The sequence below is a fragment of the Cnuibacter physcomitrellae genome (assembly GCF_014640535.1).
GTDB classification, from domain to species: domain Bacteria; phylum Actinomycetota; class Actinomycetes; order Actinomycetales; family Microbacteriaceae; genus Cnuibacter; species Cnuibacter physcomitrellae.
The window spans coordinates 223,988-236,027 of record NZ_BMHD01000002.1; the positions used below are offsets into that span (position 1 = coordinate 223,988).

Here is a 12,040-nt window from a genome sequence, read left to right on the forward strand (position 1 = left end):
CAGCCCCGCTCAGGTGAGCTGGGCGCGGAGGGCCTCGGCGGAGGTGACGGGGAGGCGGCAGACGAAGTCGAGGCAGCGATAGGCGGTGGGGAGGTGGTCGATCGTGGAGCGGGCCTCGAGCAGCGCGAAGCCGTTCGCGGCGAGCTCCGTCGCCTGCGAGTCGGTCGCCACGACGACCGTCGCGTGATCGAGGGTCCGCGCCACGTCGAGGACGCCGCCGGAGGACGATCGCGTCGACTCCTCGGAGGGCATCACCACGACCACCTGCTCGTGGGCGCCCTGGAGGCGCGCCACGACGTCGAGGAGGGCCCCGAACGCGATCGGCTGCGACGCCGCCGCGGCGGCGAGGGGCGCGACCAGCGCGACGGCCGCCGAACGGTAGCGAGAGTCGCCCGTGAGGTCGTAGAGGGTGAGCGCGGCGGAGGCGGTGGCGCTGCGGCCCGACGGGTACGCGCCCTCCGACGGGTCGGGACTCACGGCGAGCCCGCGCGCGGCGAGCACGGGGTCGCCGGAGCCCGGGGCGGAGAGACCGGCGTCGATGACGCGATCGACGAGGGTGCAGGCGGCGTCCGCGTAGCGCATCGACCCGGTGACGCAGGCCAGCCGCGCCAGCCCCTCGGCGAGCATGCCGTGGTCCTCGAGGGTCGACACGGCGGACGATACGGCCCCGCCCAGCGACGCGCGCACGAGCACCCCGTCGCCGACGACGTGATGGGTCAGCAGCCAGTCGGCCGCCTCCGACGCCGCCGACACGAGCTCGCGCTGGTCCAGCACGAAGCCCGCGTGGGCGAGCGCCCCGACGGCGAGTCCGTTCCACCCTGTGAGGACCTTGCGGTCGAGCGCCGGAGGATCCTGGCGAGCGCGGTCGTCGGCCGTGAGCGCGTAGTAGCCGCCTTCGGTGCGGACGCCGTCGACCGTGCTCTCGGAGTCCTGCGCAGAGGCGAACACGCCTCCGTCGACCCTGAGCACGTCGAGGAGGAACCGTGCGATGCCGATGGCCGTCTCGCGGGCCCAGTCCTCCCCCGTGCGGGCCGCCGCCGACGTGTAGGCGTCGAGCAGGACGGCGTTGTCGTAGAGCATCCGCTCGTAGTGCGGCTCGCTCCAGTCGGCACGGGTGGCGTAGCGGAAGAACCCGCCTTCGAGCCGGTCGCGGAGCGGAGACGCGGCCATCGCACGCAGCGTGCGCACCGCCAAGGCGACGCCCGGACCCGCGCCCGACCCATCCGACCGCAGCAGGAATCGGAGCACGGGAGCGACCGGGAACTTGGGCGCGGTCCCGAACCCGCCATGGGCCGTGTCCTCCGCCGCCGCGAGCGCGGCCGTCGCCGACGCGATCTCGACCGAGGGCAGCTCTTCGCCACCGGGTGCGAACGCCTCCCCGGCCGATGAGAGAGCCGCCGACAGCTCCCCCGCGATGGTGTCGACATCGGCGCGGCGCTGCGTCCAGGCCTCGGTGACGGCCTGCAGCACCTGCCGGAACGAGGCGCGCCCCTGCACGGGTACGGGGGGCCAATAGGTCCCGGCGTAGAACGCCGCGTCGTCCGGCGTCACGAAGACGTTGAGCGGCCAGCCGAGATCCCGAGTGAAGGCGCCCGCGGCGGCCAGGTGCACGGCGTCGACGTCGGGATGCTCCTCCCTGTCGACCTTGATCGCCACGAAGTGCTCGTTGAGATACGCCGCGAGCTCGGGATCGGAGAACGACTCCCGCGCCATCACGTGGCACCAGTGGCAGGTGGCGTATCCGATCGAGACCAGCACCGGCACGTCGCGCTCCCGGGCAGCGGCGAACGCCTCCTCGCCCCAGGGATACCAGTCGACCGGATTGGCGGCGTGCGAGCGCAGGTACGGGCTGATCGCCTGCGCCAGACGGTCGGCCACGGGGCTCAGTCCCCCCGGACGACGGCGCGCTCGCCCGCCGGGACGCGCACGTGGAGTCGGTTGGATGCGGGTGGCAACGGGCACACGTACCCGTCGGCGAACGCGCAGTTGGGGAGGTAGGCGCGGTTGAAGTCGACGATCGCGGCTCCGTCGTCGCCCTCGACGCGGATCCGCAGGAAGCGGAACCCGTAGGTGTCGACGCCGTTCGTGGCGTCGCCGAACGTGGCGAACTTCTCCGGGCCCTCGCCGGTCACGACGAAGGACGCCGACTCGCCGCCGATCTCGAAGCGCACGTGCCCGGCGACGGCCGTGTCCTGGACGTAGCCGTCGATGGCCTCGATGCCGACCGACTCGTCGACGGCGGGCGTGAACACCCCGTGCGTCTTCCACTCGGCGTCGAGAGGGAAGACGTCGATGCGGTCGAGGGACGTCCTGCCCGGGCTGTCTGGATCGAACACGCGGAGCGCGATCTGGTCGTCGCGCTGCATGTGCTTGAGCAGGACCCCGCCCAGCAGCGCCTCGCCGCCGGCCTCGATGGTCAGGTCGTCGCCGACGATGTCGCCGCGTTCGACGTGCCACTCACCCGGCAGCCCGGGCAGTGCCTGCGGTGTCGTGCTCAGCCAGTGCGTCGCGACGAGCGCCGCGATGCCGAACTCGCCGTCGACCGCGGCCCATCGCTGCTGCCGCCACCGGTTCCATCCGTCCGAGAACTCGCTCACCCCTCCACCCTAGGACGAGCGCGGCCGGGCCGGGCGCTCCTGGTGCGGACGCCGGAGGGCCGCCCCCGCGGCGGCCACCGGCGGTAGGATGGAGGGCTCATGTCGGACGCCTCGACCCTCCCCCGCATCGTCTTCCCTCCCGAGCTGCCCGTCAGCCAGAAGAAGGACGAGATCGCGCGCGCGATCGCCGAGAACCAGGTCGTCATCGTCGCCGGCGAGACCGGCTCGGGCAAGACGACGCAGCTGCCGAAGATCTGCCTCGAGCTCGGCCGCGAGCACATCGGTCACACGCAGCCGCGCCGGCTCGCGGCGCGCACCATCGCGGAGCGCATCGCCGAGGAGCTCGGCCAGGAGGTCGGCGGACTCGTCGGCTATCAGGTGCGCTTCACCGACCGCGCGTCGGCCGACACCCGCATCAAGCTGATGACCGACGGCATCCTCCTCAACGAGATGAACCACGATCGGCTGCTCAGCCGCTACGACACGATCATCATCGACGAGGCGCACGAACGCAGCCTCAACATCGACTTCCTCCTCGGGTATCTCAAGCAGCTGCTGCCCCAGCGCCCCGACCTCAAGGTCATCATCACGAGCGCCACGATCGATCCCGAGAGCTTCGCGAGGCACTTCGCGGATGCGGAGGGCACTCCGGCGCCGATCGTCGAGGTGTCGGGCCGCACCTTCCCGGTGGAGATCCGGTACCGGCCGCTCTCGCCCGACGACGGCGACGACACGGACCCGGGCAGCGACACGGACCCGGGCGAGGACGAGGGCGCAGACGAGGACACGGACGTCGACGCCCCGCGCCTGAGCGGTCGTGCTGCGAAGCGGAGGACCGCGGACGCCGGCGGCCCGGCCCAGGATCGCGACCTGTTCGACGCGATCGGCGACGCCCTCGACGAGCTCGCCCGGGAGGCGCCGGGCGATGTGCTCGTGTTCCTCTCGGGCGAGAACGAGATCCGCGACGCGGAGGAGGCCCTCCGCGGCCGGCTGACGGCGCAGGGCGGCGCCGCCGGGCGCACCGAGCTGCTCCCCCTGTACGGCCGGCTGAGCGCCGCCGACCAGCACCGCGTCTTCGAGCGCAGCGGCACGCCCGGCGTCAGCCGTCGTGTGGTGCTCGCCACGAACGTCGCCGAGACCAGTCTCACCGTGCCGGGCATCCGCTACGTGATCGACGCCGGGACCGCGCGCATCAGCCGGTACAGCGTCCGCGCGAAGGTGCAGCGCCTTCCGATCGAGCCCATCTCGCAGGCGTCCGCCCGCCAGCGTTCCGGCCGCTCGGGCCGGACGAGCCCCGGCATCGCCATCCGCCTCTACTCGGAGGCTGACTTCGAGCGGCGACCGGAGTACACCGATCCCGAGATCCTCCGCACCGGCCTCGCCGCCGTCATCCTGCAGATGATCTCGCTTCGTCTCGGCGACATCCAGGCCTTCCCGTTCCTCACCCCGCCCGACTCCCGCGGTGTGAAGGACGGACTCGACCTGCTCGCCGAGCTCGGCGCGATCTCGCCAGGCAAGCCCGGGTCCGACGGCCCGCGGCTCACCCGGGTGGGGCGCGACCTCGCCCGCCTCCCGATCGAGCCTCGGTTCGCCCGCATGGTCGTCGAGTCGCGGCGCACAGGGAACACCCGTGAGATCCTCGCGATCGTCGCCGGTCTCACCATCCAGGACGTCCGCGAGCGACCCCTCGAGCGGCGTCAGCGCGCCGATGAGCTGCACGGGCGGTTCACCGACCCCACGAGCGACTTCCTGTCGCTGCTGAACCTCTGGAACCATCTCGAGCAGAAGCAGGCCGAGCTGTCCTCGAGCGCGTTCCGCCGGATGTGCAAGGCCGAGTACATCAACTACCTCCGGGTCCGCGAGTGGCAGGACCTGTACCGGCAGCTGCGTCGTCTGGCGAAGCCGCTGAGCCTCGAGATCGGCGAGCCGCGGGTGGACCCCGACGGCATCCATCGCGCCATCCTCAGCGGGCTGCTGAGCCACATCGGTCTGCGCGACCTCGAGAAGCGCGACTACCTCGGCGCCCGGCAGACGCGGTTCTCGATCTTCCCGGGCTCGGCGCTGGCGAAGAAGCAGCCCGCCGCGGTGATGAGCGCCGAGCTGGTCGAGACGAGCAGGCTGTTCGCGCGCATGAACGCGGCGATCGACCCCGCGTGGGCGGAGCCCCTGGCGCGCGACCTCCTGAAGCGCACCTACTCCGAGCCGCACTGGGAGAAGAAGCAGGGTGCCGCGGTGGCGTACGAGCGGGTCACCCTCTACGGGGTGCCGATCATCCCGCGTCGCCGTGTCCAGTTCGCGCGCATCGACCCCGCGTACGCGCGCGAGCTCTTCCTCCGTCACGCCCTCGTCGACGGCGAGTGGGACTCGCAGCAGGCGTTCGACCGGGCCAATCGGGCCTTCCGGAAGCAGCTGGAGCAGCTCGAGGAGCGCAGCCGACGTCGCGACATCGTCACCGGCGACGAGGCCGTCTTCGACTTCTACGACGCCCGGATCCCCCGCGACGTCGCGACCGTGCGCGACTTCGAGGGCTGGTGGCGCAAGGCCCGGGCCGACGATCCCGACCTCCTCACGATGACGATCGAGAACCTCCTCCCCGAGGGGGCGCCGGAGGTCGACGAGGAGGAGTATCCGACCAGCTGGCGTCAGGGCGACCAGCGGCTCGCGCTCGCCTACCGGTTCGAGCCGGGCGCCCGCGACGACGGGGTCACCGCGACCGTGCCGCTCGCCCTGCTGCCACGGCTCCGTCAGTCCGCGTTCGAGGCGCAGGTGCCGGGCCTCCGACGCGACCTGGTCATCGCGCTCATCAAGTCGCTGCCGAAGCGGCTCCGGGTGCGTTTCGTCCCCGCCACCGACTGGGCGGCGCGCCTCCTCGAGACCCTCGAGGCGGAGGCCCGCGGGTCCGGCGCCGACGTGTCGCAGGCCGACTTCCTCGAGCTGCTGGCCGGCGCCATGACCCGCCTCGGTCACGAGCGGGTCACCGCCGCGGACTTCGACCGCGGCCGCATCCCCGAGCACCTCCGCGTCACCTTCCGCGTCGTGGACGATCGCGGGCGGACGATCGGCGAGGGGAAGGACCTCGAGGAGCTGCAGGAGCGGTTCCAGGACCGCGCCCGGTCGAGTGTGGCCAAGGTCGCCACCGCTGCCCGCCGCGATCCGATCGAGCGCACCGGCCTCACCCGCTGGGACGTCGGCGACCTCCCCGATCACGTCGACACGAAGGGGCAGGGCGGCGTGGTCCGCGCCTATCCGGCGCTCGTCGACGAGGGCTCGAGCGTCGGCGTCCGCCTGCTCGCGACCCCGGCGGACCAGGCCCGCGAGACGCCCGCCGGCGTGCGGCGCCTGCTCGTGCTCGCGGTGCCCTCACCCGCGAGCTACGTCAAGGAGCACCTGACGCAGAACGAGCGGCTCCTGCTCGCGACCGCCCCCTACCCGAGCGTGCAGGCGCTGCTCGACGACGCGATGCTCGCCTGCGCCGACGACGTGCTCCGGCGGATGCACCCCGATGGCGTCGTACGCACGGCGGGAGACTTCGAGGCGGTGCGCGACGAGCTCTCGCGATCCGTCCTCGCGCTCCTCGACGACGCGGTGGGCACGATCGTGCGCATCCTGGAGGCCTGGCGGCGCACGGAGCGAGCGCTCAAGCAGGTGACGAGCATGTCGCTGCTGTCGGCGCTGGGCGATGCGCGCGAGCAGGTCGCGGCGCTCCTGCCGAAGGGGTTCGTGTCGCTCACCGGACTCGCGCGCCTCCGGCATCTGGTGCGCTACCTCGACGCGGTGACCTACCGCCTCGAGCGACTCCCCGACAATCCCGGTCGCGACCGCGCCTGGCAGAACGAGGTCGAGACCGCCGTGGCCCGACTGAGGGACGCCGGCGGCAGCATCCCCGCGGCTCCGTCGGCGCCCGCGCACCTCGTGCGCGCTCGGTGGCTGATCGAGGAGCTGCGGGTGAGTCTCTTCGCCCAGCAGCTCGGCACGGCGGAGCCCGTGTCGCTGCAGCGCATCCAGAAGGCGCTCGCCGGCTGAGAGCCCGGGCCGAGCGGCCCGGCACGATCCCAGGTCGACACGATAAGATGGTCAGCTTGTGAGTTCCTATGCCGATCTTCTGAGAACCCGCGGAGTCGCGCGCATCATCGCCGCGCAGCTGACCGCCCGGTTCCCTTTCGGCATGCTCTCGCTCGCCTTCCTCCTGCACATCGAGCACACCTGGGACTCGTACGGCGTGGCGGGACTGGTGCTGGCCGCGCTCAGCATCGGTCAGGCGATCGCCGGTCCGCTGACCAGCCGGCTCATGGGGCGGCTCGGCATCCGGCCGGTCATCGTCGTCACGATGATCGTCTGCGCCCTCGGGATCGCCACCATCGCCCTCGTCAGGCTGCCCGTGCCCGCGGCGATGGCCGTCGCGTTCGTCGCCGGACTGGCCACACCGCCCGTGCAGCCCGCCGTGCGCACCATCTACCCCAAGCTCGTGAACTCGCGCCAGCTCACGCCGCTGTTCTCGCTCGACGCCTCGGCGCAGGAGATCATCTGGGTCCTCGGCCCCGTCATCGCGACGGTGGCGGCCACCCAGGTGTCGACCGTGGCGGGCATCCTGCTCGCCGTGGCGTTCCTCGTCGTCGGCGGCACGTGGTTCGTGGCGAGCCCCGAGGTGGGCCGGGTGCGCATCCCCCGCAGCCGCCGCAAGCTCGGCGTGGTGCTGAAGAAGCCGGCCGTGCTCCTCGCGACGATCGTCGGGTTCCTCCTCATCGCGGCCTGTGCCGCGATCGAGGCGGGTGTGGTCGCCACCTTCGGCGAGGGCGGCGTCGAGGCCGGCCTCGTGCTCGCGGTGTTCTCGATCGGCTCCCTCGTCGGCGGTCTCTCGTTCGGGCACCGGCCGATCGGCCCGTGGGCCCTCGCGCTGCGGATGGGGGTGGTCTTCGTCGGAACCGCGCTCGCCGCCCTGTGGCTCAACGTGTGGTGGATCGGGGCCCTGCTCTTCCTCGCAGGCGTCGGCATCGCACCTGCCCTCGCCGTGATGTTTGCGATCGTCTCATCGAGCGTGAAGTTCTCCGACACCGCCGAGGCGTACGGTTGGGTCGGCACGGGTCAGCTGATCGGCGCTGCGGTCGGATCGGCGGTCGCCGGCTTCCTCATCGACGGCGTGGGTCCGACGGGGGCGTTCGTCGCCGCGGCCGGGATCGCCTTGATCGGCTTCCTGGTCCCCGCCCTCGGACGACGGTGGCATCCGGATCTCCGCGGCCGTGAGGCGGGCCCGATCCCCGACACCGAGCCGGTCACGGTCACGAGCTGAGTGCCCGCCGGGCCCGGGGCTCGCTGGCCTACGCTGGATCGGGTGACCACTCCCTCCGTCCCGCTCCTGACCATGAACGACGGGCGCAGCATCCCGCAGCTCGGCTTCGGCGTGTACAAGATCCCCGACGAGGAGGCGACGGAGGCGGTCCTCACCGCTCTCGAGGCCGGCTACCGGCACATCGACACGGCGAGCTTCTACGCCAACGAGCGTGCCGTGGGCGAGGGCATCCGGCGCAGCGGACTGCCCCGGGAGGACGTCTTCGTCACGACGAAGGTGTGGAAGGACGACAACGGGTACGACTCCGCGCTCCGCTCCTTCGACGAGAGCATCGGCAGGCTGGGGCTCGAGTACGTCGACCTGTTCCTGATCCACTGGCCCGCACCCCGGAACGACCGCTACGTCGAGACCTGGCTAGCGCTCGAGAGGCTCCGCGACCAGGGCCGGGCCCGCTCCATCGGCGTCGCCAACTTCCACACCAAGCACCTCGACCGCCTGGCGCGGGAGACCGACACCGTTCCCGCGGTGAACCAGGTGGAGCTGCACCCGTGGCTCCCCCAGGCCGACGTGCGCTCCTACGACGACGCGCACGGGATCCTCACGGAGGCCTGGTCGCCGCTCGCGCGCGGCTACCTGCTCGACCCCGAGCGGATCGGGCCGATCACCGCGATCGCCGAGAGGCACGGCAGGACGCCCGCGCAGGTGATCCTCCGCTGGCACGTCCAGCTGGGGAACGTCGTGATCCCCAAGTCGGTGACGCCGTCGCGCATCCGCGAGAACCTCGACGTCTTCGACTTCGAGCTGGACGCCGACGACCTCGCCGCGATCGCGACGATGGAGACCGGGGAGCGGACAGGCAAGGACCCCGACGACAACAACTGACGCCGGGGTCCCAGGAAGTGCTTCGCGATCAGTCGCGCAGCGACTCCTTGTAGTCGTTCTTGGCCTTGGTCGCGTCGCGTTCCGCCTCGGCGCGCTTCACGTCGTTCTCGGCCTTCGCCTCGTCGACGCGGTCGCTGATCCGCTCCTTGGTGTCCTCCACCGTTCGGCTGATCTTCTCGCCGGTGGCCTTCGCTGCGTCCTTCGCGTCATCCAGGAATCCCATGGCGCTCCTTCCTCGAGCTGGTAGGCAGCCGTGAGGTCTGCTCGTCGCTCACCATACGACGGTCGACCCCGGTCCGCTCGTGACCTCCCCGTGATCTCCCAGCCGACATCCGGCCCGCTGATAACGGACTCATCACCGACCCATAACGATCGTGTGACCATCGACCCATCCGCAGGCGCGGGTCATGCTCGATCCCTACAGTGACCGGCATGAGAAGACTCCCCGTCCTCGCCGCCGTCGTCGCGGGTGTGCTGCTGCTGTCCGGATGCTCGGCGTCGTCATCCCAGAGCTCGTCGTCAGGGGGTGGCGGGATCGCCCAGGAGGGCGGACCGGCGCCGGCACCGGGCGACCGCTCGGGTGCGGCTGACGGTTCCGCGCCCTCCGACCTCCAGGCATCCGGTCAGAAGGTCGTCACGACGGGCTGGGTCACGATCACCACCGACGATCCCGTGGCCTCCGCCGAGCGGGTCGTCCAGCTCGTCGAGCAACTGGACGGACGGATCGACAGCCGCAACCAGCAGGCCGGAGCGGAAGGACAGCCGGCCTCGGCGCAGCTCACCCTCCGCGTTCCGGCCGACCAGGTCGACCAGGCGCTGGAGGAGCTGAAGGACATCGGCTCGATCGACTCCGTGTCGCTGACCGCCGACGACGTGACCCTGCAGTCGCGCGACCTCGACGCTCAGATCACCGCGCTCCGAGCATCGATCGACCGCCTCCTCGCCCTCGTCGGCAACGCCGCCACGACCTCCGACCTGATCGAGCTGGAGACCGCGATCTCCGACCGGCAGACCCAGCTCGACAGCCTGACGGCGCAGAAGCAGTACCTCGACGACCAGGTCGCGTACTCGACGATCACGCTCACCCTGCAGACCCCCGCCGCCGTCCCCGAGGTCGTGGCCGGCGACTTCTGGAGCGGTCTGGCCGCGGGATGGGCCTCGCTCACCACCGCCGCGGCGGGCTTCCTCGTGGTGCTCGGCGTGCTGCTCCCCTGGCTGGTCCTCGCCGGGATCGTGGTCACGGTGGTGCTTCTGCTCGTCCGGCTCCGCCGCCGTCGTCGCGCGGCACGGGTGGCGACGGGCGTGCCGGTGGCCCCGCCCGCTCCGCACCACCCGAACGGGACCTTCCCCGTCGCACCGCGGGTGCCTGCGCCGTCCGCATCGTCCCAGGGCACTGCCGCCGCACCGGCCGCGAGCCCGACGGCGGCCGCACCGGCCGCGACGGCGACGGTGGATCCCGCGGCTCCCGCCGCTCCCACGGCTCCGTCGTCCGACCCGGAGGAGGGCCGGACGGATGCCTGACCGAGCGGGACCGAGCAGGCTCAGTCGGGCGCGGGGCCGAGGAGTGCGTTCGCGACGGTGTTGTGCGCCGACTCCCCGTCGGAGGGGTGGAAGATCCCGGCGATGACGTCGCGGTAGAGGCGGCCGAGCTCACTCGAGGACGCGATGGCGGAGCCGCCCGACACGCGGAGCGCCTGGTCGACGACGAAGCGCGCGCTCTCGGTCGCCCTCACCTTGAGCCCCACCAGCCGGGGGAACCAGGCGGCGCCGTGGTCGACGAGCAGGTCGACGTCACGGGCGAGGGCCGCGATCTGCGGCGGGATCCCGTCGTGCGCGATCCCCGCCTCGGCGACCTTCCACCGGATGTCGGGATCGTGCGCGTACGGACGCCCGTCGTACTTGAGCGACCGGCGGCGCTGCGCGGCCTCGACGGCGAGCACCACCGCCCGCTGCGACAGACCGGTGTAGACCGCGGAGAGCAGGATCTCGAAGCAAGCGAAGATCGCGAAGATCAGCGGATCGGCGCTCGGACCCGCGGGCAGCCGGCGGAACACTCGCTCGGCGGGCGCGACGGCCCCGTCGAGGACCGTGGTGCGGCTCTGGCTGGCGCGCATGGCGAGGGTGTCCCAGTCGTCGAGCGTGGTCACCCCGGCGGTGTCGCGGTCGAGGAACGCATGGACCAGCAGCGGCCGGTCGGGCTCGGTGTCGTCGAGGCCGAAGACCCCGAGCCGCGTCCACGCGGGGGCGAGCGAGGTGAAGATCTTGCGGCCGGTGAACGCGTAGCCGCCATCCGGGCGCGGCTCCGCACGCGTGGTGGACCCGAAGAGCACGAGGTCGTTGCCCGCCTCGCTGTTCCCGAACGCGAACACCTCACCCCGCGCCGCGTCGTCGAGCACCCAGGCGAGCGACGCATCCCCCCGGTCGAGCAGCACCTTCGCCACGCCGGTCCAGACGAGGTGCATGTTGATGCCGAGCGCCGTCGCGGGCGCCGCGGTGGCGAGCCGGGTCTGCTCGGCGGCCACCCGTTCCAGACCGAAGCCGAGCCCGCCCCGTTCGACCGGCGTGAGCATCCGGAGCCAGCCGATCTCGGCGAGGTCGCGGAGGTCGTCGTCGAAGAAGGTGTTCTCGCGATCGTGCACGGCCGCCCGGGACCGGATGCGCGCGAGCAGGTCGTCGTCGAGGATCGACTCGGTCACGTCGGCGCCTCAGTCCGGGGAGCCGCCGGCGAGCGCCTCGGCATGCCCCGCGGACAGTCGCAGGTAGGTCTCCGCGTTGCGGCGGATCTTCTCCTGCTCGTCGTCGGTGAGCTCGCGCCGGACCTTCGCGGGCACCCCGGCCACGAGCGACCGCGGCGGTACGACGGTGCCCTCGAGCACGACCGCGCCCGCCGCGATGAGCGACCCCGCTCCGATGACCGCGCCGTTCAGGACGGTGGCGCTCATGCCGACGAGCACGTCGTCCTCGATCGTGCAGCCGTGGAGCACGGCCCCGTGGCCGACGCTGACGCCGGCGCCGATCGTCGTCGGGATCCCGGTGTCGCAGTGCACGACCACGTTGTCCTGGAGGTTGGACCGCTCACCGAGCGTGATCGAGTCGGTGTCGCCGCGCAGGACGCTGCCGTAGAACACGCTCGCGCGGGGATGGACGGTGACCGCGCCGATGAGGGTGGCCGTCGGCGCGATCCACGCGCTCTCGTCGACCACGGGGGCGGCATCGCCGAAGGGGATCCTCATGACCACCCACTCTAACCAGTCGCCCCCGCCGTGCCCACGCC

9 protein-coding genes are annotated in these 12,040 nt (G+C 72.1%); 4 read left to right on the top strand and 5 right to left on the bottom strand.

Annotated features, from left to right (window positions below; translation table 11 throughout):
* Nucleotides 1-9 precede the first annotated feature (9 nt).
* Nucleotides 10-1,878, bottom strand: a complete 1,869-nt coding sequence (locus IEX69_RS17915) for a thioredoxin domain-containing protein (protein ID WP_085018938.1) — start codon at nucleotides 1,876-1,878, stop codon at nucleotides 10-12.
* 5 nt (nucleotides 1,879-1,883) lie between these two features.
* A complete protein-coding gene (locus IEX69_RS17920) occupies nucleotides 1,884-2,597 on the bottom strand; it encodes a DUF1684 domain-containing protein (protein ID WP_085018937.1) in 714 nt (237 codons plus the stop codon).
* A gap of 99 nt (nucleotides 2,598-2,696) precedes the next feature.
* On the opposite strand from IEX69_RS17920, the gene hrpA reads away from it, so the two are divergent.
* From hrpA to IEX69_RS17935, 3 genes are all read left to right on the top strand, one after another.
* A complete protein-coding gene (hrpA, locus tag IEX69_RS17925) occupies nucleotides 2,697-6,620 on the top strand; it encodes an ATP-dependent RNA helicase HrpA (RefSeq protein ID WP_085018936.1) in 3,924 nt (1,307 codons plus the stop codon).
* A gap of 58 nt (nucleotides 6,621-6,678) precedes the next feature.
* Nucleotides 6,679-7,884, top strand: coding sequence for an MFS transporter (locus IEX69_RS17930; RefSeq protein ID WP_085018935.1), 1,206 nt, complete (start codon nucleotides 6,679-6,681; stop codon nucleotides 7,882-7,884).
* Between the two features lie 72 nt (nucleotides 7,885-7,956).
* On the top strand, nucleotides 7,957-8,766 hold the full coding sequence (locus IEX69_RS17935) for an aldo/keto reductase (RefSeq protein WP_085021373.1): 810 nt from the start codon (nucleotides 7,957-7,959) through the stop codon (nucleotides 8,764-8,766).
* 28 nt (nucleotides 8,767-8,794) lie between these two features.
* Here IEX69_RS17935 and IEX69_RS17940 read toward each other — a convergent pair whose 3' ends face one another.
* Nucleotides 8,795-8,989: a hypothetical protein gene (locus tag IEX69_RS17940; RefSeq protein WP_085018934.1), complete on the bottom strand. Its 195-nt coding sequence runs from the start codon at nucleotides 8,987-8,989 to the stop codon at nucleotides 8,795-8,797.
* Between the two features lie 209 nt (nucleotides 8,990-9,198).
* On the opposite strand from IEX69_RS17940, the gene IEX69_RS17945 reads away from it, so the two are divergent.
* On the top strand, nucleotides 9,199-10,287 hold the full coding sequence (locus tag IEX69_RS17945) for a DUF4349 domain-containing protein (protein WP_157127113.1): 1,089 nt from the start codon (nucleotides 9,199-9,201) through the stop codon (nucleotides 10,285-10,287).
* Between the two features lie 20 nt (nucleotides 10,288-10,307).
* Here the strand turns inward: IEX69_RS17945 and IEX69_RS17950 are convergent, their stop codons facing one another.
* Both IEX69_RS17950 and IEX69_RS17955 read right to left on the bottom strand, forming a co-directional pair.
* Complete coding sequence (locus IEX69_RS17950) at nucleotides 10,308-11,462, bottom strand: acyl-CoA dehydrogenase family protein (RefSeq protein WP_085018932.1); 1,155 nt, start codon at nucleotides 11,460-11,462, stop codon at nucleotides 10,308-10,310.
* 9 nt (nucleotides 11,463-11,471) lie between these two features.
* Nucleotides 11,472-11,999: a gamma carbonic anhydrase family protein gene (locus tag IEX69_RS17955; RefSeq protein WP_085021372.1), complete on the bottom strand. Its 528-nt coding sequence runs from the start codon at nucleotides 11,997-11,999 to the stop codon at nucleotides 11,472-11,474.
* Nucleotides 12,000-12,040: the final 41 nt, after the last annotated feature.

Bases quoted from the DNA above. Each gene is read 5' to 3' on its own strand.
- hrpA (WP_085018936.1), top strand. From the start codon at position 2,697: ATGTCGGACGCCTCGACCCTCCCCCGCATCGTCTTCCCTCCCGAGCTG.
- IEX69_RS17935 (WP_085021373.1), top strand. From the start codon at position 7,957: ATGAACGACGGGCGCAGCATCCCGCAGCTCGGCTTCGGCGTGTACAAG.
- IEX69_RS17940 (WP_085018934.1), bottom strand. From the start codon at position 8,989: ATGGGATTCCTGGATGACGCGAAGGACGCAGCGAAGGCCACCGGCGAG.
- IEX69_RS17945 (WP_157127113.1), top strand. From the start codon at position 9,199: ATGAGAAGACTCCCCGTCCTCGCCGCCGTCGTCGCGGGTGTGCTGCTG.
- IEX69_RS17955 (WP_085021372.1), bottom strand. From the start codon at position 11,999: ATGAGGATCCCCTTCGGCGATGCCGCCCCCGTGGTCGACGAGAGCGCG.